Here is a 22,141-nt window from a genome sequence, read left to right on the forward strand (position 1 = left end):
AGCCTGCTCTGTCGGCATTGCGACGGTGGCGATGTAACGGACATCACAGAACTCGAAGGCTGGCCGTAATCGCGCTTTCGCCGTAGCATCGCGCCATTGTTTAGCCGAGGTGCCCAATGCTGATCCCCTACGACCAACTCGAAGTCGACACCCTCACCCGTTTGATCGAGGACTTCGTTACCCGCGACGGCACCGACAACGGCGATGACACGCCGCTGGAAACCAGAGTGTTGCGCGTTCGCCAGGCCCTGACCAAAGGCCAGGCGCTGATCGTCTTCGACCCGGACAGCGAGCAATGCCAGTTGATGCTCAAACATGATGTGCCCAAACATTTGTTCGACTGACGCGTCAGGTTTTTTTTACCTTTGCCTTCTTGGCCCGGATGCGTTCGTAGACTTCAGCTCTATGCACATTGACGTCCTCCGGCGCGTCAATGCCGAAGCGCACGTTGTTCCCGCTGACCGCGACGACGCGTACGGAAATGGTATCGCCGATAGAAATTTTTTCACCCGCATTTCGGCTGAGTACTAGCATCGTTATCCGTCCTTCAGGGTTATTGAACCCTGAAGATGCCCTGCGGACTGACTCGCTTCAATGCTGCGAACGCAAAACAGTCTTTCCTTACAGTGGTGAGGAAGCACGCCGAAAGAAACGTCTTACAATTCACCTTTCAAGCAGCGTAAAACCGTGGTCCCAGCAGAATCACGCTCGCTCCGGTCACGCAAAGCGCCACGCCGATCCAGTCCGAGCCCAATGGACGAACACGCTCGACCACCATCAGCCAGCCAATCGATGCAACGATATAAATGCCACCGTACGCCGCATATGCACGACCGGCGTAAGCGGCTTCGATTCGGGTGAGCAGCAGCGCGAACAAGGTTAGACTGAGCAGCGCGGGTAAAACCCACCAGGCACTTTTGCCCTGCCGCAGCCACATCCAGAAAGCGAAGCACCCGGCGATCTCGAACAGCGCCGCGAGGAAAAACCACAGATAATTGAGCATGCGCACATCCCGCAAGAGTGACCGATGCCGGCCACCCTAACCAGAGCATTGCCTGGCGGCAAGTTCAGCCTGCGGTTTGTTTGGCCTTGGCACGCATCTTGTCTGCCATGCTGGTCATTTCGTCATAGAGCAATTGCGGATTCTTCTGCTTGATCGCCCAGGCCATACGCCCCTGTTCGTGCGGCAGAATCATGAATTCGCCAGTGGCGACGTGCTGGTAGATGTAGTCGGCAATGTCTGCCGCGCTGATAGGCGAACTCTCCAGCAACTTGCCAACCTGGGCTTTCATGGCCGGCGTCGGGCCACGGAACGAATCCAGCAGGTTGGTCTGAAAGAAGGACGGACACACCACGTGAACGCCGATTTCCTGCTGTTTGAGCTCAACCAGCAAACTCTCCGACAAAGCCACTACGCCGGCCTTGGCCACGTTGTAGTTACTCATGGCCGGGCCTTGCATCAGCGCAGCCATCGATGCGATGTTGATGATCTTGCCTTTGCTTTTTTCCAGTAACGGCAGGAAAGCCTTGCAGCCTTTGACCACACCCATCAGGTTGATCGCGATCTGCCAGTCCCAGTCTTCCAGCGATAATTCACTGAAGAACCCGCCGGACGCTACGCCAGCGTTGTTGACGATGACATCAATGCCGCCCAGTTTTTCTTCGCAAGCCTGCGCAAAAGCAGTCAGCTGGCTGTAGTCGCGCACGTCGCAGCGCTGGGTAAATCCGTCGCCGCCCGCTTCACGGACCATTTTCAGGGTTTCCTGCAGGCCAGGTTCGCTAACGTCCGACAAGGCCAGCTGCCAGCCCTCGCGCGCCCAGCGCAGTGCGATTTCGCGGCCCAGGCCGGAGCCTGCGCCAGTGATCATCATGCGGTTTTGCATAACAGACAGCCTTGTTGGTCCGGGGAAGATACGTCGAGTGTAGCGAAGGAGCGTGCCCGATCCACGCTCCATCAGATTGCTGAATGGCCCGCGCAAACCGTAGTCGCTCTTGCAGCAACTAGTTCAATTAAAAAGAAATAACGCATTCTTCGAAAAACATTAAAAAAAAGGGAATTTTCTAACCCGCAGACCAGTCGGAGTTTGTAAGCAGCTTGGCTTATTTGTATTCCAGCTGGCAGTAGACACCAGGCAATTCCAGAACACTTCCAACAAGGAAATAGACATGGGCACAATTCTAATCATTATTCTGATCCTCCTGCTGGTAGGTGGCTTGCCGGTCTTCCCACACTCGAGAAGTTGGGGTTATGGTCCGTCGGGTATCATCGGTGTGGTGTTGGTAGTGCTGTTGATCCTGCTGTTGCTCGGCAAGATATAAAGATTGGGGAAGTAAAAAAAAGAGGCCCTGTTCAGGGCCTCTTTTTTATTGCGCGGTAAAAACTTAGTCCGGCTTGCCGTCAACCACACCAGCCGTGTTGTCGATCAGGCTTTTGGTCGCCGTCTGAATGAACGACTCGAGCTTCTGCTTGAGTTGGGCTTCATCCGGAGATGACGGGATCACCATGCCTTTCGAGTTGGCGCCCAGTTCGTACTGATACAGCTTGGGCGGCATGTCCTTGGGCAACACCAGCACCCGATCCGCTGTCAAATAAGCGACAGTCTGATCACTGCCCGAAGGCTTGATCACGCCGAAACCCTTGTCGCCTTCCGGCAGGTTCAGCAGGTCACGCCCCCAGCATTGATGGATCACGTCGCCACCGATACGGCCCATGATGGTCGGCACGATGTCGACCTGAGTTCCCACGGTGTGATCCAGCTGACCGAATTTTTCCTGCACGCCCGGCCCGATCAACAGCATCGGTACGTTAAAGCGGCCCAGGTCCATCTCGGTTATTTGCTGTTCGTTGCCGAAACCATGGTCGCCGACGATGACAAACAGCGTTTCATTGAAGTAGGGTTCTTTTCGTGCCTTCTCGAAGAATTGACCCAGCGCCCAGTCGGAGTAGCGCATGGCGGTCATGTGTTCGTTAAGGCTGCCGCGATCGGTCACGCGCTCGACCGGCAACGGCGTTGGCAAGGCATACGGCGTATGGTTGGACAAGGTTTGCAGCAAGGCGTAGAACGGCTTTTTGTCCTTGCCATCGCGGGCTTTCAACTCTTCCAGGCCCCGGTCGAACATGTCCTGGTCGGACACGCCCCACGTCGGATCGGAGAACACCGGGTTAACGAAATCGTTACGGCCGATGAAATTGGTCATGCCCTGGTTACTGAAGAAACCCGACTGATTGTCCCAGGCAAAATCGCCGTTGTAGACATACACGTCGTCGTAATCACGTGCGCTGAGTAGTTGCGGCAGCCCGGACAGTTTGTGGCTGCCCTCCGGCGTCTGCATCAGGTATTCGAACCCCGGCAGATTGGGGAAACACGCCATGGTGGCAAACATGCCCTGGTGCGTGTGCGTGCCGTTGGAGAAGAAGCGGTCGAACAGCAGGCCTTCTTTCGCCAGGCTGTCGAAGTACGGGGTAATGTTGCCGGGACGTCCGAAGGCACCGACCGAATGTCCGGCGAAGCTTTCCATGAGGATCACGACGACGTTTTTAATCGGCAATGTCTTGTCGGCATTCGGCGTGAAATTGCGCCGTACTGCTGCCGTATCGGGATCAACCAGCGTATCGCTCGGCGTCAGCAGGCTGTCGCGCAGGGTTTGCTGCGCCAGAGGCTGCGGCATGGTCGATTTCCAGACGTTGTCGCGGTGTTCCGAGAATCGACTCTTGGCAGCTGCGACGAGCGACAGCGTGCCGTTCAGGCCCAACTGGTTAGCGAAGTTCGAATCGGTGGTGTAGACATCACCCCAGCGCAGCGGTGGTCCCTGACGCAGGGTGCCACGAGCGGCGACCACGCAAATCAACAGGCAGACCACAAACACCGCGATGCGCGCATACCACGGGGCGACCTGGCGCGCGCCGATGCTGCCACCGCTAAACGGACCACGCGGACGGGTAGCGCGGTCGGCACCTTTGAACGCGAGGGTCAGAATCAATGTGCCAAAGGCCCATGCCAAGAGGTAACGAACCACCGGAAACCCGTACCAGAGCATGCTCATGACCGTTTTCGGGTCTTCCTGCACGTACTGGAACACCAGGCCGTTGAGACGCTGGTGGAATTCGCGGTAGAAATCCATCTCCATCAGGCCGAGAAACAGGGCGATGCTCGACACAATTGTCAGCCAAAGCCGGAAAAATCCGCGGGCGGCCATGGCCCTCGCACTGAACAGTGCCAGGAACAATGGAATGCTCAGGTACACCACCAGGCGCAGGTCAAAACGCAGGCCGTTGATGAAAGCTTCGACGAAGGTCGAGGCCGGGGTGTCGAGGATCATTTCACTGTTATAAACCAGCAGCGCAAGGCGCAGCAGGCTGAACATCACCATCATGATCAGGGCGCACAGCAGTGTGTAGGCCAGATGCGATTTGACGGTCGGTTGCAGCAGGCGACTAGAAGCTCGCTGCTGATTCAGGGCGTCCGGGTTTGCCATGTCGTTTAAGGACCCATTGGAAGTTGAAGTTGCAAAAAATACAGCGGCGCCTTGCCCTCTGTTGACCAGTTCTCGGCCCCGGGGCTTACGCGGTGCGCAAATGTTGCACGATCACCTGCGGCATTACCATTGATTACTCACCGGCTTGCCGGCGCGGGCGAATTGTCTTGGAGGCTTTGTGAAAATTTCGTACAACGCATATCCCGAAACAAAATAAAGCGCCCTGCCCGCCTGAAACAGAAACGCCCCGAACATGTCGGGGCGTTTCCTGAAAAGCATCGCGATTATTTCTCGGCGCGCTCCTTCAAGGCTTTCAAGGTATTGAACGGTGCATCTACAACAAACTTGTTGGCCAGCCAAGATGGCACGCTGCCCCCTGGTTCGGTGTGCACCTGATAGGTCACTTCGACCTGATCCCCCTTAGGCACGAACTTCCAGAACCCTTCGACCTGGGTAACGCGCACAAAACCTTTCTCTTCAGGCAGATACTTGGGTACGCCTTCGAGTTTGCGCGTCAGACTGCCGTCAGAGCCCTCAACCGTGGTGATGTGGGTGACCGAATCGCGTGGCGTGACCGGCCAAGGCGTATTGAACTGGCTGTAGGTCCAGCTCTGGTCGCCTTCGTGCTTGAGCAGCTTCTGGCTCTTGCACTCGTGAATCCAGGCACATGCGCCGGCCACGTCTTCCTGCAAGGCGCGCAGTTTGGCCATGGTCGTCTTCATCACGGTCACGCCGCGGTACGCCTTGTATTGCGAACCGGCGACTTCCGAGAGAGATACCTTGATACCCTCCTCGTCCTTGGCTGTTTTCCAGTCTTCAGCCTGAGCCGCAGAGGCGAGAAAAACCGTGAAACCACACAGCACAGCCATACGATGCAGCGAACCCATAATGTTTTTTCCTTATTATTGAAATTCCGTTCGGTGAACACATCACGCCGCCGTCATCTGCTCCCACCAGCCCAACAATCTGATCGCTTCGTCATTGCTGCTTCCGCACACCTCGACGTCGGCTTCGAATGCCGAACACACGGCAGGACGTTCCGGCAGGCCGAAAACCCGGCACAGATTATCGACTGACAGTTGCACGCAACGTTCACCCGCAGCCTTGCCGAGGGGCATTCCAGGGATGGGCGAACTTATGGACGGGGCAATGCAACAGGCGCCACAGCCTTCACGGCATTTCATGACGTCGAGCTCCTCGCGATGGGCGATGTGTAAAAAGACGGCCCACAGAGTAACCGCTAAAACGGTGGTTTCAAAATGGCTCAGCGCAGATTCTGTCGTTCGGTGGCCGTGACTGAGCAGTCTCCGACAAAGCGTGGGGTCAATGGGTCACGGAGGATGGATCAGCGCTTGAATTCGAACTCCAGCGCCGCGCCTTCAACATCGCGACGCTCTTCATTGCGCAGTTGCAGCTGCATCTCGTTGCTGATCAAACGCCCGTTGAGCTGGAAGGCTTCGCTGCCGGCCTTGTCGCCGAACATTTGCGGCAAGACAGCCTCGCGCCTGGGCATGGTCACGGTACCTTCGGGTTTGAGTTCTTCGGCCATGTCCTCAGGTAAACTCAGATCGATAGGGACTGGCGGCAACCTGGTCTTGGCAATTTCACGAGCAGACTTTGATTTGGAGGAAATCGGCGCGCGTTTTTTCACCTTGGCCGCAGGCTTCTTGGCGGGCGCGACTTTTTTGGCCGTTACTGGTTTTTTCGACGTCGCACTGGCGGTCGGTTTTTCCTGGGAGGAAGCCGCCATGACGCTGCCCGACTGAAAAGAAACCAGCAGACAAATCGACAACCAGACGGCAGGAAAAATCGCTTTCATGGACCCAACGAAGTGAGCGGCAGATAGCCATATGCTCGCCTGTTGCACGCGACAAGACAAGCGCGGACGGGCAATACCTGTCCTTCCCGTCACAATCCGCCGGCCATTTCCTGGCACAGCTGGGTTGCCAACATGCCTAACGTCATCAGGGCGCGCTCGGCTTCACGGTTCCACGGGATTCCGCAATTGAGCCGAATACAGTGGTTGAATTGTTCGGTGTTACTGAAAATCAACCCGGGCGCGATGCTGATGCCCTGCTGCAATGCTCGTACGTGCAATTCCTGAGTGTTGACCCGTCCCGGCAAACTGACCCACAGAATGAAGCCGCCGGTCGGCCGGGTCATCTGCGTGCCTTCCGGAAAATACTGCTGCACCGCCAGCTGAAACGCGCTGAGATTCTTGCGGTATTCCTGGCGAATGTAGCGCAAATGCCTGTCGTAGCCGCCGTTTTCCAGGTAGGCGGCAATGCCCATTTGTGTGACGCTACAGGCCGAATGCGTGCTGAATGTCTGCAAGCGCTGGATTTCCTGCTGGTATTTGCCGGCAATCATCCAGCCGATCCGCACACCTGGCGACAAGGTCTTGGAGAAGCTCGAACAGTAGATCACCCGATCCAGCCGGTCATAAGCCTTGAGCGACTTGGTCCGGCCCTGCTCAAACATCAATTCGCCATAAATATCGTCTTCAACAATCTGGATGTCGAAATCCGATGCCAGGCGCAGCAACTGTTTTTGCCGTTCCTCGGGCATGGTTCCGCCCAGCGGATTGCTCAAACGGGTGGTCAACACCAAGGCCTTGATCGACCATTGATTGGCAGCCAGTTGCAGGGCTTCCAGGCTCATGCCAGTGGCGGGATCGCTGGGGATCTCGATAACTTTAAGCCCAAGCAAATCGGCCAGCTGCAGCAGACCGTAATAGGTCGGCGACTCTGCGGCGATCAGGTCGCCCGGGCGGGTCAGCACACGCAGCGACATTTGCAGCGCGTCCACGCAACCGTGGGTGATCACTACTTCCGAGGGGTCAACCACGACGCCCGCATCGCGCATGCGAATCGCCACTTGCCGGCGCAACGGTTCAAAACCTGGGCTGAACATGTAACTGAATGCACGCGGGCTATGGAACCGGGTGACTTTCGCCAGTTGCTGGTGCAGTGCGCGCACCGGCAGGTAATCAACACTTGGCACCGCAGCGCCCAGCGGAAAAACACCTTCGCGGCGGGATTCGACCAGCACTTGCTGAATGATGCTGCTGCGGGTTACCAGGCCGGGGCGCTCGACCCGGGCAATGTCCGGGGTCGGCGCTGTCAGGGCCGGCGTCTGGTGCACGTAGTAACCCGACTGCGGCCGCGCGCGAATCAGGCCCTGATCCTCGAGGTTGGCGTAAGCCTGCAACACGGTCGCGTGGCTGACATTGAGCTGCGAACTCATCTTGCGCACCGAGGGCACGCGCTCGCCCGGTTGATAAACACCACGGCGGATGTCTTCAGCCAACTGCTGAGCAATACGTTGGTAGAGCAAAAGGTTGGTCATGACGCAGCACTCGATTTCACGGGCATTTTATTCTTGTGTGGAACATTACCGGAACAGTTTAGAAGTGTACGGGGACAGTTGCCACAATAGTCGACCGTACAGTGCAGTGTCAGCAAAAACTGTACTGCTTTTTGTGGCGTAATCCGCAGGCACAAAAAAACCCGGTGCCGTCTGACGGCGCCAGGTTTATAGGGATCTGTTGCATCTTCCGGATTTGCTGCATTTGCCGCATTTGCCGCATTTGCCGAACCTGTAGGAGCTGTCGAGTGCAACGAGGCTGCGATCTTTCAGCTGCACCCTGATCCGAGGCGAAAATAAAAGATCGCAGCCTCGTTGCACTCGACAGCTCCTACGGTTCGACGGTTCGACGGTCCTACGGTCCTGCGGAGCCTAGCGCGCGGCGCCGAGCTGGCCTTTCTCGTCGGAGAACACAATCTCTACGCGACGGTTCTGCGCCCGACCGCGTTCGGATGCGTTGGCGTCCACCGGGTATTCGTCGCCATAACCTTCGACCTGGATGCGTTTGTCGTCGACGCCCAGGTCCATCAATACGTCGGCGACCGATTGCGCGCGATCCCGAGACAGCTTGAGGTTTTCCTGCTTGCCACCGGTACTGTCGGCGTAGCCCTCGATGCGCACCACGCGCTTGGGGTTGAGCTGCAGAAACTGCACAATCTTCAATACCACGCGGTTAGCCGAGTTTTTCAGCTCTGCTTCGCCGGTATCGAACAACATGTCGCCCAAGGTCATCACCAGGCCACGATCCGTCTGGGTAGTGGCCATCGCCAGGATCTGTTCCTCCAGCCACTTGCCCTGCTGCTGCACACTCAGCAACTTGGATTCGCGCAAAGCCAATTGCAGGCGTTGGCGTTCCAGTTCGAGTTTCGCCGCGCGCTCATCATTGAGTGCCTGATTGGTGTGTTCCCGTGCGATTTCGCTGTAACGTCGGCTCAGGTATGCGTAATGCTGCACGTCGGAGCCACTGCCCCAATAGGTGGACAATCGATCAGCGCGCGCCAGCGACTCACCCGCACGAATCACGTCTTTCGGCGCGATGCGCAATACGTTGGAATCTTCCTTTACCTTCTGGAAGTCAGCACCGGCCTGCTGCAAGGCTTCTTCGCTGTATTGCCCGGCACAACCGTAAAGACTGACGCACCCGGCGAGAAGCAAGCCACCGAGGACTTTTGACTTAAGCCTCATTGGGCGTCTCCCAGCTGCTTGCGCAGGCGCGCGATGCGGGTGTCGAGCACGTTCAGCTTTTCCTGGCTTTTCAGGGTCAGAACTTTGGCCTCGGCCAGGCGCGCGTCCAGTTCGGCCTGCTCGGCGCGCATACGGGCGTGCTTATAGGATTCGTCGGTCATGTCGCCCTGGGCGCGGCTGAATTTCTGTTCGGCCAGTTTCATCTCGGGCACTTCGTCGGCGGTGGCACCCACAGCCTTGGCCTGTATGAGTGCCTGTTCCGTCAGGCGAATTTGTTCATTCGGCGCCGGATCGGCTGCACAACCCGCCAGAGCCAGAACGGCCAGGGCAGCGAAAAGAGGTCGAATACTCACTAAAAATCCCTACTGTTTTGGGGTACTGACAGGTTGTTGCTGCTGCAGTTTCCAGCGCTCGATGTTGCGCTGCAGGGCAGCCTCTGTCAGTCCGGACGCGGGCAATTCTGTCATCTTTTTCGCCAGCTGTCCGCGCAACCACGGATCGTTGCAGGCCGAGTTATGCGAAATCGCGAGGAACAGGCCCGGTTGGTCGATAGGTTGATCACGTGCGATCAGGTCATTCGCCAGGCTCAACGACTGCGCCGCTGCCCGTCCGGAATAGCGGCCCGCGAGAACAAACTCCACTTCGCCCAAGAGCAGTTTCTGCAAAGCCTGCGTCAGATTTGGCGTGCGCACGAGGGTCAATTGCTGCGCGGCGAGCGAGGCAAATTCTGCGGTCATTCGAGACTTTTCCGACACGGCACCCGGATGGCCGTGCAGATCGGCGGCCTGGTTATACACCAGGGCGGAATCCTTTCGGGTCCAGACCAGATAATCGTTTTCCAGTAACGGCGGGTGGATGTAATCGAGTGATTCCAGCTCCGTCACGACCAACGGGGCATCGGCGAGCATGTCCATACGTCCGCTGCGGACTTCGTCGAGCGCCTGCGAACGCTTGCCGGCGTAAAGCAGATCGACCTTGATCCCCATCTGCCCCGCCACTTGCTGCAACAAATCGGCACTGGCGCCGATCAGCTTTTTCGGATTTTCGGGGTCTTGCCACAGGTAAGGCGGCGCATCCGGGCTGCCGGTGACGACCAGGCGTTCGCACTTGCCTGCAGCCGTGGCGAGCGTTGGCAACACTGCCAGACCGAGCAGCAACGACCACCCAAACATTCGACGCAAATCCATGGTAATACCCTCCCAAAACCCTAGGTAACATTCTGTATAAGCTGTCTGTAGGCGCTGTGTGGTCTGATCCCAAATGGTTCGATCCTGAAATGGTTCGACCTGAAAATGGTTCGACACCAAAATGGTCTGCCTCCGAAATGTAGGAGCTGTCGAGTGCAACGAGGCTGCGATTTTTCTTTAGATCCTTGAGAACAAAAGATCGCAGCCTCGTTGCACTCGACAGCTCCTACACAGCTCCCACTCAGCTCCTACACAGCTCTACACGGCTCTGCACAGCTCGAACCGTTCCAGCACGTTTCCACAGGCAAAAAAAAACCCGACCAAAAGGCCGGGCTCTTTATAAGTGAAGCAGCTGGATTAGACCAGCTTCTCCAGCTCTGGGATGGCTTCGAACAAGTCCGCGACCAGGCCGTAATCGGCCACCTGGAAGATCGGCGCTTCTTCGTCCTTGTTGATCGCAACGATCACCTTGGAGTCTTTCATGCCGGCCAGGTGCTGGATCGCGCCGGAGATACCGACCGCGATGTACAGCTGTGGCGCAACGATTTTGCCGGTCTGACCGACCTGCATGTCGTTGGGTACGAAACCTGCGTCGACCGCAGCACGAGAAGCGCCGACGGCAGCGCCCAGCTTGTCGGCCAGGGCGTACAGATGTTTGAAGTTGTCACCGTTCTGCATGCCGCGGCCGCCGGAAACGACGATCTTGGCAGCGGTCAGTTCCGGACGATCGGACTTGGCCAGCTCTTCGCCAACAAAGCTCGAAGTGCCGGCGTTGTGCGCAGCGCCTACGGCTTCAACGGCAGCCGAACCACCTTCAGCAGCAACCGGGTCGAAACCGGTGGCACGTACAGTGATCACTTTGACCGAAGCGTTCGACTGAACGGTGGCGATGGCGTTACCGGCGTAGATCGGGCGCTTGAAGGTATCAGCGCTTTCAACCGAAATGATCTCGGAGATCTGGTCCACGTCCAGCTGCGCAGCAACGCGCGGCAGGATGTTTTTGCCGTTGGAAGTCGCGGCCGCCAGGATGTGGCTGTAACCAGCGCCCAGTTCTGCTACCAATGGTGCAACGTTTTCCGGCAGTTGGTGCTCGTAAGCGGCGTTTTCAGCCACCAGCACTTTTGCCACGCCCGCGATTTTCGCAGCGGCTTCAGCTACGGGGCCTGCGCCCTGGCCCGCGACCAGAACGTGGATGTCTCCGCCGATTTTGACGGCAGCAGCAACGGTATTCAGTGTGGCAGGGGCCAGCACTTTGTTGTCGTGTTCGGCGATTACCAAGATAGTCATGATTAGATTACCTTCGCTTCGTTTTTCAGTTTCTCGACCAGTTCAGCCACCGACTTGACCTTGATGCCTGCGCTGCGTGCGGCCGGCGCTTCGACTTTGACGGTCTTGTTGGTGGAAGCGGTGGAAACGCCCAAAGCGTCCGGAGTCAGCACTTCGAGAGGCTTCTTCTTGGCTTTCATGATGTTTGGCAGGGACGCGTAGCGCGGCTCGTTCAAACGCAGGTCGGTGGTGACGATAGCTGGCAGTTTCAGGGAAACAGTCTGCGCGCCGCCGTCGATTTCGCGGGTCACGGCAACGCTGTCGCCGGACACTTCGACTTTCGAAGCGAAGGTGCCCTGACCGTAGCCGCTCAATGCCGCAAGCATCTGGCCGGTCTGGTTGTTGTCGCTGTCGATTGCCTGTTTGCCGAGGATCACCAGCTGCGGCTGTTCCTTGTCGACAACGGCTTTCAACAGTTTGGCAACCGCCAGGGACGTCAGATCTTCAGCGGATTCAACGAGGATGGCGCGGTCGGCACCCAGAGCCAGCGCGGTGCGCAGTTGCTCCTGAGCGGTGGACGGGCCGATGGAGACGACGACGATTTCAGTCGCAACACCTTTCTCTTTCAGGCGTACGGCTTCTTCCACTGCGATTTCGCAGAACGGGTTCATCGACATCTTGACGTTGGCGAGATCGACGCCGGAATTGTCCGCTTTGACGCGAACCTTGACGTTGTAATCCACAACGCGTTTGACAGCTACAAGAACCTTCATGGATTCCTCGTTACTCTCCGGTGATAAGAAGTCGCCTGGGCGAACCTGGCGGTTTGATGCTCATCGGCGCAAGGGCACCTCTAAAAACGCCGGCGTTCGTTTCAAGTGATCACCGCTCATGATGGTGATGACCGTTCGTCAGCAGTGACTGACAAGTCATCCCCCGTCGCGGCGTGTAAACTGCGAGCCAATCCTGCACTGCGCATCACCTTGTACTGCCATTGCCCTGTCTTTAGAGGTGCTCTTGAAGCCTGCAGTCAGCCTACGGCGAGCGCAAAACCGACCGTATCTTGACCGGAACGCCTATTCCGGTCAATACGGCAAAATAGCCGTTCATAAGCCGCGTGACTTTGATTTCTCTGGGCTGGAGCCGATTCAAACAAACGTTTGTATTGGACCCTGAGAGTGGTGTAGATATAATGCGCCACCCAGAGAGAAAGGTGGTCACTCGATTGTCCTGTTCCGCGCCTTGCGCGGGAATTCATGGATGTGACACCGAACCTCCAATTAGAAAAAAAACTGTTGAGCCTTGAGTAGGAGATAGCCTGTGGAACGCGAATACATGGAATTCGACGTGGTCATCGTCGGTGCCGGCCCCGCTGGTCTTTCCGCCGCCTGCCGCTTGAAGCAGAAGGCCGCCGAAGCCGGTAAGGAAATCAGCGTCTGCGTGGTCGAAAAAGGCTCCGAAGTCGGTGCTCACATCCTCTCCGGTGCGGTGTTCGAACCCCGCGCACTGAACGAGTTGTTCCCGGACTGGAAAGAACTCGGCGCGCCACTCAACACACCTGTCTCCCGCGATGACATTTTCGTGCTGAAAAACGCCGAAAGCGCGCAGAAAATTCCTGACTTCTTCGTGCCCAAGACCATGCACAACGAAGGCAACTACATCATCTCCCTGGGTAACCTGTGCCGCTGGCTGGCGCAACAGGCGGAAAACCTCGGCGTGGAAATCTACCCGGGCTTTGCCGCTCAGGAAGCGCTGATCGACGAGAACGGCGTGGTCCGCGGGATCATCACCGGCGATCTGGGCGTTGACCGCGAAGGCCATCCGAAAGAAGGCCTGTACACCCCCGGCATGGAATTGCGCGGCAAGTACACGCTGTTCGCCGAAGGCTGCCGCGGGCACATCGGCAAGCAATTGATCAAGCGCTTCAATCTCGACAGCGAAGCCGACGCCCAGCATTACGGCATCGGCCTGAAAGAAATCTGGGACATCGACCCGGCCAAGCATCAGCCAGGCCTGGTGGTGCACACGGCCGGTTGGCCGCTGGACATCATGGGTAACGAAAACACCGGCGGTTCTTTCCTGTATCACCTGGAAAACAATCAGGTGGTGGTGGGGCTGATCATCGATCTTTCCTACAGCAACACCTTCCTGTCGCCGTTCGACGAGTTCCAGCGACTCAAGCATCATCCGGTGCTCAAGCAATACCTCGAAGGCGGCAAGCGCGTCAGCTACGGCGCTCGCGCCATTTGCAAAGGCGGCCTGAATTCGCTGCCGAAAATGGTCTTCAAGGGCGGCGCGTTGATCGGTTGTGACCTTGGCACACTGAACTTCGCCAAGATCAAAGGCAGCCACACCGCGATGAAGTCAGGCATGCTGGCCGCTGAGTCGGTGGCCGAGGCACTGTTTGCCGAGAAAGATGGCACCGAAGAACTGACCACTTACGTCGACGCGTTCAAGAACAGCTGGCTCTATGACGAACTGTTCGCCAGCCGTAATTTCGGGGCGGCGATTCACAAGTATGGCGCTATCGTCGGCGGTGGTTTCAACTGGCTCGATCAGAACATCTTCGGCGGCAAACTGCCGTTCACCCTGCACGACAACAAGCCGGATTACGCCTGCCTCAAGCTCGCGGCTGACTGCAAGAAGATCGATTACCCGAAACCCGACGGCAAGCTCAGCTTCGACAAACTCAGCTCGGTATTCATCTCCGGTACCAACCACGAAGAAGAACAGCCCTGCCACCTGAAGCTGACCGACCCGAGCATCCCGATCGGCAAGAACCTGCCGCTCTACGATGAGCCCGCCCAGCGCTATTGCCCGGCCGGCGTGTACGAAGTGATCACCAAGGAAGACGGCGAGAAGCGCTTCCAGATCAACGCCCAGAACTGCGTTCATTGCAAGACCTGCGACATCAAGGACCCTGCGCAGAACATCACGTGGGTGGCACCGGAAGGTGCTGGTGGCCCGACTTACCCGAACATGTAAGTTGAACGCCTGAACATCAAGGCTCCCGAAATGGGGGCCTTTTTGTTGCCCGGGATTCAAGCCACACACCACAAATCCCCCTGTAGGAGCTGCCGCAGGCTGCGATCTTTTGATCTTGCTTTCAAAAACAAAGTCAAAAGAACGCAGCCTGCGGCAGCTCCTACAGAGAAACCATTGCCAACTCAGGCAGCGCGCTCATCGCCGGGGTTACGCTCGAAATAGCGCTTGTACTCGCGGCTGAACTGCGACGTGCTCTGGTACCCGACCCGATGCGCCACCTGCGCCACGCCCAGGCCCTCTGCGACCAACAGGGTCTGCGCCTTCAGCAAGCGCAAGCGCTTCAAATACTGCACCGGCGAAAGCAGCGTGCTGCGTTTGAAATGCTCGTGAAAGGTGGACGCACTCATGTTGGCGCAACTGGCCAGCGTCTCGACGTTCAGCGGTTCGGTGTAATGCGCATGCAAATGGTTCAGCGACGCGGCGATCCGCGCGAACTGACCTTGCTGCTCCACCAGCGCCCGTAGCACATCCGCTTGCGGCCCGCGTAACGCGACAAATAGCAATTCGCGCAAACGGGCCTGACCCATAATCTGGCATTCCAGCGGATCGTGCAGACAGCGCAACAACCTTTCCACGCAACCGCGCATGGCATCGTCGAGCACGGCCGAGGTCATCGACTCGGGTGTTTGTGCCTGAATATTCCGCCCCGGCGCCAGGCCCATGGCCAAGACCAGTTCGCCCAGCAGCACCCGATCAATTGCGATCGACACCCCCAGCATCGGCCCATTTGGCGCGGCGAAGGTTTCACATTCAAAAGGCACCGGCAATGCCTGAATCAGATAATGCCCGGCGCCGTACTCCAGCGTTCGCGGGCCCAGGTACGCCAGTTTGCTGCCTTGGGCGATGATCACCAGGCTTGGTTCATAGATCTGCGGTCCACGCGCGACATCGCAACTGGCACGCAATACCTGCACGCCCGGCAAGGCGGTCGGGGCGAAACCGTCGCGCGTAGTCAGCGGCTGGACCAAGGAAACCAACGTGGCATTAGCGTCGAGATGACGGGTCAACAACATGGAAAACCCTGCACTGAAAAAGTCATGGAATAAGGCATGAAAACATCATCGCAGGTCTGCTGGCCATTGCGACCAATCAAAGGCACATCCCGGAGGATTAGGCATGACTGCCGTAGGAATCGCCATGGCTGACGCAGGGGATGGCGCCCAGAATTCATTGCCTCACCCGTCACTGCTTCTGCGAGGTTCACCATGTACACCGCTATCGGATACGCCGCCCAGTCAGCCACCACTCCCCTCGCCCCGATGAAATTCGAACGTCGCAGCCCGCGCGCCGACGATGTAGCCATCGACATTCTGTACTGTGGCGTCTGCCATTCCGACATTCATCAGGCACGCAATGAGTGGGGTATCGCCGTTTATCCGCTGATGCCGGGTCACGAGATAGTAGGCAAAGTTACTGCTGTCGGTGCGAATGTTACCCGACATAAAATCGGCGACCTGGTCGGCGTTGGCTGCATGGTCGATTCGTGCCGCAGCTGCGAAGCGTGCCAGTCGAACCTCGAGCAATACTGCCTCGAAGGTCCGACCATGACCTACGCCACGCCCGACCGGGTGGACGGCAGCAACACCATGGGCGGTTATTCCGACAGCATCGTGGTTAGCGAGCACTTCGTTGTGCGCATCCCGGAGAAACTCGACCTGGCCAGCGCCGCACCGATTCTCTGCGCCGGTATCACCACCTATTCGCCGCTCAAGCACTACGGCGTCAAGGCTGGCGACAAGGTCGGCATCCTCGGGATGGGCGGTCTGGGCCATATGGGCATCAAGTTTGCCAAGGCCATGGGCGCGCAAGTGACGCTGTTCACGCGCTCGGCAAGCAAGGCTGAGGAAGGCCGTCGCCAGGGTGCGGATCACGTCATCGTGTCCACCGATGCCGAACAGATGAAAGCCGCTGCCGGACAGTTCGACTTTCTGCTCGACACCATTCCGGTGCAACACGACCTCAATCCCTACCTGGACACCCTGCGTTTCGACGGTGTGCATATCCTGGTCGGCTTGATCGAACCGGTTGATCCACCGCTACACGCCGGCAAACTGGTAATGAGCCGCCGCGTGCTGGCCGGGTCGCTGATCGGCGGCATTGCCGAGACCCAGGAAGTGCTGGATTTCTGCGCTGAGCACGGCATCACCTGCGACATCGAAATGCTCGACATCCGTCAGATCAACGAGGCCTTCGCACGCATGATTGCCGGTGATGTGAAGTACCGCTTCGTGATCGACATGGCCACGCTGAAGCGCTAAACCCGAGCGCCGAGTTCCGCCGAGAGCCGGGCTGTGACCCCTTTGATCAGGGGAATCAGCTCGGCCATTTTTTCCAGCGGCATGTAGGGGACGGTGCTGGCAATGCTGATCGCGGCGACGATGCGTTTGCTCGCATCACGAATCGGCGCCGCCACACAGCGGATCGACGGTTCGTTGTCTTCCAGATCGAAAGCGTAACCACCGGCCACGTACTCGATCATGCGCTGCTGAAACTGTTCCCAGGTTTGTTCCGGGTGCAGCGGCCAGAACTGATTTTTCCCACCTGCCGGCAGGCTGACTTGGTACAGTCGCTGCCATTGCTCCCGCGAGTCATCTAGCATCAACGCCTTGCCGATGCCCGTGCGTGCCAGTGGCATGCGATGACCGACGCGCGAGCGCATCTCCGGTCCGTTGCGCCCGGGATTCTTGTGCAGGTAAAGCACCTCGTCGCCTTCACGAATCGCCAGGTGAATGGTGTCACCGGTCAACGCCGACAACTCATCCAGATAAGGCCCGGCCAGGCTCACCAACGGCAATTCTTCACGCGCCTGAAAACCCAGCTCGATCAACTTCGGTCCCAGCAAATAGCCGACCTGGGGGACCACGCGCAGATAACGTTCGTCCACCAGGCAACTGGCCAGACGATGGGTGGTGCTGCGCGTAGTACCGATCAGCCGGGCGATTTCCTTGAGATCGCGGGCGCCACTGGCCACGGCCTGAACCACACCCAGACCGCGAAGCAATGTCTGGGTGCCGGTCGGCGCGGCGTCCTTGGCGATTTTTGGGGCGTCTTCCTGCATATCCAGCCTTTACCGTTGAGCGAGTGAACGGGCGGCATTATGGTCGCCCGACGGCTGCGACTACAACTTGATCCGTTCGACCTTGCCCACCAGCAACACGTAGGAAAGCGCACCGATCAATGCGAGAACCGAGATATAGGTAATCGCCGGTGCAAACGAATCTCCGGTGGCGAGGAAGCCGATGACGATTGGCGTGGTAATCGCTGAGAGATTACCGATGAAGTTGAACACGCCGCCGGTAAGTCCCAGCAACCGCGCGGGTGCCAACGTCGACACCAGCGACCAGGTAATCGACGCCAGGCCGTTGCCGAAAAACGCCAGTGCCAGAAATGCAATCACCAGCGGTGTCGAGTCAACAAAATTGGCGCCGATGATCGATGTGGAGATCAACAGACCGCCAATGATCGGCAGTTTGCGCGCGAAACCCACGGTGTAACCGCGACGGATCAAAAAGTCGGAAAAGAAACCGGAGCAGAGCACGCCGACGAAGGCCGCGAGAAACGGCAGCGACGCCAGCAGGCCGGACTTGATGAAGTCCATGCCGCGATACTTCACCAGGTAGGTCGGGAACCACGTCAGAAAAAACCACAAGGTCGAGTTGAGGCAGAACTGACCGAGGTAAATGCCCCAGAGTTTGCGTTTGCTGAGCACGATGCCGAGGTCGATCCAGCTGAATTTCGCTTTTGCCCTGGCAGTGTCGGCCTGGATATCGACCAGCCCGCCGCCTTCGCGGATCAGCTCGATTTCAGCGTCATTGGCGCCTTTGAAATCCCGTGGCTCGCGATACACCGCGTACCAGATCACCGCCCAGAGAATGCCCACCGCACCAGTGCTGACGAACACCATGTGCCAGCCATACTGATGCTGCAGCCAGGCGAGCACAGGCGTCAGAAATGCCAGACCGACAAATTGTCCCGAGGTGTAAAAACCGATCGCCGTGGCGCGTTCACGCTCCGGAAACCAGGTGGTGACGACGCGGCTGTTGATCGGGTACGCCGGGGCTTCGAGCGCGCCAACGGCCATGCGCAGCACAAACAACGCGATGAAACTGGCGGCGAAGCCGAGCATCACCGTGGCGATCGACCACAGCAGCAACGCGACGCTGTAGAGAATGCGCGGCGGTACGCGGTCCACCAGCCAGCCGCCAGGAATCTGCATGGCGGCATAGGTCCAGCCGAACGCAGAGAAAATCAGCCCGACGTGGATCGGGTCTATTCCCAGTTCGCTGGTCAGCGCCGGGGCGGCAATCGACAGGTTGCTGCGGTCCAGGTAGTTGATGACCACGGTGATGAACAACAGCACCATGATGAAAAATCGCTTGCGGCTGGGCGCCACCAACGACGCCTGCCCGGTGAGGGTTTGCGGTTGCATGGGGTGTGCCTCTTTTTATGTTTGTTGAGGTCGTACTGAAAATGAAATGCTGCCGATCTCCTTGTCCATGAAGATCGAACCGTGGGAGCCAGCCTGCTGGCGATGGCAGTGTGTCAGCCACCCTAAGTGTTGGCTGCACCGACCCAATCGCCAGCAGGCTGGCTCCCACAGGGGGTTGTGGTGGAGTCAGAAAGAACTCACCACTCGGCAAAACTGCCATCGGCGTGGCGCCAGATCGGGTTGCGCCAGCGGTGGCCGACGGCCGCGCGCTCGATCACGTATTCCTCGTTGATTTCGATGCCCAGGCCAGGGCCGTTGGGGATCTTCACGAAGCCTTTGTCGTAGTCGAACACCCGCGGATCCTTGACGTAATCCAGCAAGTCGTTGCTCTCGTTGTAGTGGATGCCCAGGCTCTGTTCCTGAATGAATGCGTTGTAGCAAACCGCATCCAGTTGCAGGCAGGCGGCCAGCGCGATCGGGCCCAACGGGCAATGCAGCGCCAGTGCCACGTCGTAGGCTTCGGCCATGTTGGCGATCTTGCGCGTCTCGGTGATTCCGCCCGCATGCGACGCATCCGGCTGGATGATGTCGACGTAACCTTCGCTAAGCACGCGCTTGAAATCCCAACGTGAGAACAAACGCTCGCCGAGGGCAATCGGGGTGCTGGTCAACGGTGCAAGTTCTTTCAACGCTTCATAGTTTTCGCTGAGCACCGGCTCTTCGATGAACATCAGTTTGTACGGATCCAGCTCCTTCATGAGCACCTTGGCCATCGGCTTGTGCACGCGGCCATGGAAGTCCACACCGATGCCGACATTCGGCCCGACCGCATCACGCACGGCAGCAACGTTGGCCAACGCCAGGTCGACTTTCTCGAAAGAATCGAGGAACTGCAGCTCTTCGGTACCGTTCATTTTTACCGCGGTGAAACCGCGTTCGACGGCCTCTTTGGCGGCGCGCGCGGTGTCCGCCGGGCGGTCGCCACCAATCCACGAATAGACCCGAATCTTGTCGCGCACCTGGCCACCCAGCAGGTCACTGACCGACACACCCAGCGCCTTGCCCTTGATGTCCCACAACGCTTGATCGATACCGGCCAGCGCGCTCATGTGAATCGCGCCGCCACGGTAGAAGCCACCGCGGTACAGCACGGTCCAGATGTCTTCGATGTTGCGTGGGTCTTTGCCGATCAGGTAGTCGGACAATTCCTCAACGGCAGCGGCGACGGTGTGCGCGCGGCCTTCGACCACAGGCTCGCCCCAACCGGTCACGCCCTCGTCAGTCTCGACCTTGAGGAAGCACCAGCGCGGTGGAACGATGAAGGTGGTCAATTTGGTGATTTTCATCTCGTGCCTCTTATAAATGCAGTTCTTGTTAGATGCGGCGCGCGCAGCGCCTGAAAATTCTTAGCGAAGGGCTTTCCATGCAGCTACGTAGGCTTTGGCATTGGTCGCGACTTGCTCCGCTGTCATGCCCGGCTTGAACAGGCCTGACCCGAGGCCAAAGCCTTTGACGCCGGCGTCGATGAACACCTGCATGTTGTCTGGAGTGATGCCACCGACCGGCGCCAGGATCGTTCCGGCCGGCAGTACTGCGAGCCAGGCTTTGACGACTGCGGGGCTCATCTGCTCGGCCGGAAACAGCTTCAGCACGTCCGCACCTTCGGCCAACGCGGCAAACGCTTCGGTCGGCGTCGCGACACCTGGCGACAGATAAAGCCCCGCCGCTTTTGCCGCGCGCAACACCCTGGCATCACTGTGCGGCATGACGATCACCTGGCCGCCCGCCGCTTTCACTTGCTCAACGTGCTCCGGGGTCAGGACGGTGCCCGCGCCGATCAGGCAATCGGCAGGCAACGTACTGCGCAGGATGCGGATACTTTCGTACGGCTCAGGGGAGTTGAGCGGCACTTCAATAACGCGAAATCCAGCGGCATACAGGACTTCTCCGATAGCCGCAGCTTCATGCGGGCGCAGGCCGCGCAGTATCGCGATCAGACCGTTTTGCGCCAGTGCTTGTTTGAGCATGTCAGACCTCCAGTCAGGTTTAACGGGATGGATGTGCTGCGATCAGTCCGGCGGCCAGCGCCAACTGCCACAAGCCGCGTTCGGTGGCTTGTTCGGCCAGCGTGACGCGGGCGAAACCGCAAGCGCCGAGCGCCCGGCTGTAACGGCTGCACAATTGGGCGTTGCCGATCAGAATGATCGAAGGCAGGTGCACGGTTTTGCGGCGCTGGCGCTGGACGTTGGCCACGGCCGTCAGCTCATGACCGATCAGCAGACCGGACAGGTAGTCCGGCTGAGCGTTAGCACTGAGTTCACCGGTCAGACCAAGGCTGCGAGCGCTGAATACAGTCGACAGCGGACCGATTTCACCGTCCGCCGACAAAGCCGTTTGCACACCGCGATCGAAGGCGTCGCCGTCGAAAGAAGCACCACGTTGCTGAGTGCGCCCCAGAATGCTGTGTTCGCTGAGTACGGCGAAGATTTCGCCAGTCATGAAAGTGTCGAAATGCACGATACGGCCATCGATCACTTCGACCCATTTCGAATGGCTGCCGGGCAGGCCGATCAACAGATCAGTGCCCGCCTCTGCAGCGAGATTTTGCAGCACGCCCAGTACCTGAGTCTCCTCGCCACGCATCACATTGGGCAAACGCGAGCGCTGAATCACTCCCGGCACGATGTGCACATCGACACCGCGCAGACTGCGAATCGTTTGTAGGGAATTTCCCAGGTTGGCGACGTTCGCCGGCGTATCGCAGTAGGCGGCTTCGCGCCAGCCTTGAGCGCTGCCAACCATGCCGCAGGCGATCACCGGCAGTTCCGGCTGCGCGTCGAGCCAGTCGCCGCACGCTTCATCGAACGCCAGTTCAAAACCGTCAGAGCACCGCTGACTGTTGATGACTCGTGCCGTCTTCGGCAGCTGCATGATCCCCGACGACAGCGAACGCTGTTCGAGCACATGGCCACCTGCGGCGAGTTTGTAAGCACGTAATGAGGTAGTACCCCAGTCGAGCGCGATCAATTGCGCCAGCATCGTTCACCTGTTTTGTTTTTTGGACAGTGAGTGAGCTGGACTATAAACCTGACGGGGCAGAAATCTCAATATATAAATATCATTCCCATATAGTGGGAAAAACACAAAAAAAGATCGCAGCCTTCGGCAGCTCCTACGTTTAAGGGTT

The 22,141-nt window shown here is 58.3% G+C and carries 23 protein-coding genes; 4 read left to right on the forward strand and 19 right to left on the reverse strand.

Translation table 11 applies throughout. The features are described 5' to 3' along the window. The first annotated feature begins 116 nt into the window (after nt 1-116). Nucleotides 117-344, forward strand: a complete 228-nt coding sequence (locus F8N12_RS06125; RefSeq protein ID WP_010461751.1) for a YheU family protein — start codon at nt 117-119, stop codon at nt 342-344. A gap of 4 nt (nt 345-348) precedes the next feature. Here F8N12_RS06125 and csrA read toward each other — a convergent pair whose 3' ends face one another. The 3 genes from csrA to F8N12_RS06140 form a co-directional block, all read right to left on the reverse strand. Continuing rightward, nucleotides 349-534 (reverse strand): carbon storage regulator CsrA, encoded by a 186-nt coding sequence (csrA, locus tag F8N12_RS06130; protein WP_150579656.1) that lies wholly within the window; start codon nt 532-534, stop codon nt 349-351. Nucleotides 535-670: 136 nt separating this feature from the next. Next, on the reverse strand, nt 671-1,003 hold the full coding sequence (locus tag F8N12_RS06135; protein WP_150579657.1) for a YnfA family protein: 333 nt from the start codon (nt 1,001-1,003) through the stop codon (nt 671-673). Nucleotides 1,004-1,067: 64 nt separating this feature from the next. Next, on the reverse strand, nt 1,068-1,883 hold the full coding sequence (locus F8N12_RS06140; protein WP_150579658.1) for an SDR family oxidoreductase: 816 nt from the start codon (nt 1,881-1,883) through the stop codon (nt 1,068-1,070). Nucleotides 1,884-2,160: 277 nt separating this feature from the next. On the opposite strand from F8N12_RS06140, the gene F8N12_RS06145 reads away from it, so the two are divergent. After that, nucleotides 2,161-2,319 carry a DUF3309 family protein gene (locus tag F8N12_RS06145; protein ID WP_174602692.1) on the forward strand — a complete coding sequence of 53 codons (159 nt, stop codon included), beginning with the start codon at nt 2,161-2,163 and terminating at the stop codon, nt 2,317-2,319. A gap of 63 nt (nt 2,320-2,382) precedes the next feature. Here the strand turns inward: F8N12_RS06145 and F8N12_RS06150 are convergent, their stop codons facing one another. The 10 genes from F8N12_RS06150 to F8N12_RS06195 form a co-directional block, all read right to left on the reverse strand. After that, nucleotides 2,383-4,476: an LTA synthase family protein gene (locus tag F8N12_RS06150; RefSeq protein WP_150579659.1), complete on the reverse strand. Its 2,094-nt coding sequence runs from the start codon at nt 4,474-4,476 to the stop codon at nt 2,383-2,385. Between the two features lie 284 nt (nt 4,477-4,760). Further along, entirely contained in the window at nt 4,761-5,363 is a 603-nt protein-coding gene (locus tag F8N12_RS06155) for an START domain-containing protein (RefSeq protein ID WP_150579660.1), read from the reverse strand. Between the two features lie 42 nt (nt 5,364-5,405). Next, on the reverse strand, nt 5,406-5,660 hold the full coding sequence (locus tag F8N12_RS06160; RefSeq protein ID WP_150579661.1) for a YkgJ family cysteine cluster protein: 255 nt from the start codon (nt 5,658-5,660) through the stop codon (nt 5,406-5,408). A gap of 161 nt (nt 5,661-5,821) precedes the next feature. Next, the gene (locus F8N12_RS06165; protein ID WP_150579662.1) at nt 5,822-6,295 is read right to left on the reverse strand and encodes a translation initiation factor 2; all 474 of its coding nucleotides are present in this window, start codon (nt 6,293-6,295) and stop codon (nt 5,822-5,824) included. 89 nt (nt 6,296-6,384) lie between these two features. Beyond that, nucleotides 6,385-7,824 (reverse strand): PLP-dependent aminotransferase family protein, encoded by a 1,440-nt coding sequence (locus tag F8N12_RS06170; protein WP_150579663.1) that lies wholly within the window; start codon nt 7,822-7,824, stop codon nt 6,385-6,387. Between the two features lie 390 nt (nt 7,825-8,214). After that, complete coding sequence (locus tag F8N12_RS06175; RefSeq protein WP_150579664.1) at nt 8,215-9,027, reverse strand: OmpA family protein; 813 nt, start codon at nt 9,025-9,027, stop codon at nt 8,215-8,217. Next, nucleotides 9,024-9,380, reverse strand: coding sequence for a DUF4398 domain-containing protein (locus F8N12_RS06180; protein WP_150579665.1), 357 nt, complete (start codon nt 9,378-9,380; stop codon nt 9,024-9,026). The genes F8N12_RS06175 and F8N12_RS06180 overlap by 4 nt, the downstream gene beginning before the upstream one ends. 9 nt (nt 9,381-9,389) lie before the next feature. After that, nucleotides 9,390-10,214: a substrate-binding periplasmic protein gene (locus F8N12_RS06185; protein ID WP_150579666.1), complete on the reverse strand. Its 825-nt coding sequence runs from the start codon at nt 10,212-10,214 to the stop codon at nt 9,390-9,392. Nucleotides 10,215-10,571: 357 nt separating this feature from the next. Further along, the gene (locus F8N12_RS06190; RefSeq protein ID WP_150579667.1) at nt 10,572-11,501 is read right to left on the reverse strand and encodes an electron transfer flavoprotein subunit alpha/FixB family protein; all 930 of its coding nucleotides are present in this window, start codon (nt 11,499-11,501) and stop codon (nt 10,572-10,574) included. A gap of 2 nt (nt 11,502-11,503) precedes the next feature. Next, nucleotides 11,504-12,253: an electron transfer flavoprotein subunit beta/FixA family protein gene (locus tag F8N12_RS06195; protein ID WP_007942046.1), complete on the reverse strand. Its 750-nt coding sequence runs from the start codon at nt 12,251-12,253 to the stop codon at nt 11,504-11,506. Nucleotides 12,254-12,800: 547 nt separating this feature from the next. On the opposite strand from F8N12_RS06195, the gene F8N12_RS06205 reads away from it, so the two are divergent. Continuing rightward, entirely contained in the window at nt 12,801-14,465 is a 1,665-nt protein-coding gene (locus F8N12_RS06205) for an electron transfer flavoprotein-ubiquinone oxidoreductase (protein WP_150579669.1), read from the forward strand. A 182-nt stretch (nt 14,466-14,647) separates the two neighbouring features. On the opposite strand, the gene F8N12_RS06210 is transcribed toward F8N12_RS06205, so the two are convergent. Beyond that, nucleotides 14,648-15,538 (reverse strand): AraC family transcriptional regulator, encoded by an 891-nt coding sequence (locus tag F8N12_RS06210; RefSeq protein ID WP_150579670.1) that lies wholly within the window; start codon nt 15,536-15,538, stop codon nt 14,648-14,650. A 192-nt stretch (nt 15,539-15,730) separates the two neighbouring features. Here F8N12_RS06210 and F8N12_RS06215 point away from each other — a divergent pair, with 192 nt between their 5' ends. Continuing rightward, nucleotides 15,731-16,783, forward strand: a complete 1,053-nt coding sequence (locus F8N12_RS06215) for an NAD(P)-dependent alcohol dehydrogenase (protein WP_150579671.1) — start codon at nt 15,731-15,733, stop codon at nt 16,781-16,783. On the opposite strand, the gene F8N12_RS06220 is transcribed toward F8N12_RS06215, so the two are convergent. The 5 genes from F8N12_RS06220 to F8N12_RS06240 all read right to left on the reverse strand — a co-directional run bounded on the left by F8N12_RS06220 (nt 16,780) and on the right by F8N12_RS06240 (nt 21,993). Next, nucleotides 16,780-17,583: an IclR family transcriptional regulator gene (locus tag F8N12_RS06220; protein WP_150579672.1), complete on the reverse strand. Its 804-nt coding sequence runs from the start codon at nt 17,581-17,583 to the stop codon at nt 16,780-16,782. The two genes, F8N12_RS06215 and F8N12_RS06220, sit on opposite strands and share 4 nt — an antisense overlap. A 60-nt stretch (nt 17,584-17,643) precedes the next feature. Beyond that, nucleotides 17,644-18,954, reverse strand: coding sequence for an MFS transporter (locus tag F8N12_RS06225; RefSeq protein ID WP_150579673.1), 1,311 nt, complete (start codon nt 18,952-18,954; stop codon nt 17,644-17,646). A 197-nt stretch (nt 18,955-19,151) separates the two neighbouring features. Continuing rightward, on the reverse strand, nt 19,152-20,300 hold the full coding sequence (dgoD, locus tag F8N12_RS06230) for a galactonate dehydratase (RefSeq protein WP_008152275.1): 1,149 nt from the start codon (nt 20,298-20,300) through the stop codon (nt 19,152-19,154). A gap of 60 nt (nt 20,301-20,360) precedes the next feature. Beyond that, complete coding sequence (locus F8N12_RS06235; protein ID WP_150579674.1) at nt 20,361-20,981, reverse strand: 2-dehydro-3-deoxy-6-phosphogalactonate aldolase; 621 nt, start codon at nt 20,979-20,981, stop codon at nt 20,361-20,363. 19 nt (nt 20,982-21,000) lie between these two features. Further along, nucleotides 21,001-21,993: a 2-dehydro-3-deoxygalactonokinase gene (locus F8N12_RS06240; RefSeq protein WP_150579675.1), complete on the reverse strand. Its 993-nt coding sequence runs from the start codon at nt 21,991-21,993 to the stop codon at nt 21,001-21,003. Nucleotides 21,994-22,141: the final 148 nt, after the last annotated feature.

It is taken from the genome of Pseudomonas fluorescens, from assembly GCF_902497625.1.
Taxonomy (GTDB): domain Bacteria; phylum Pseudomonadota; class Gammaproteobacteria; order Pseudomonadales; family Pseudomonadaceae; genus Aquipseudomonas; species Aquipseudomonas fluorescens_BQ.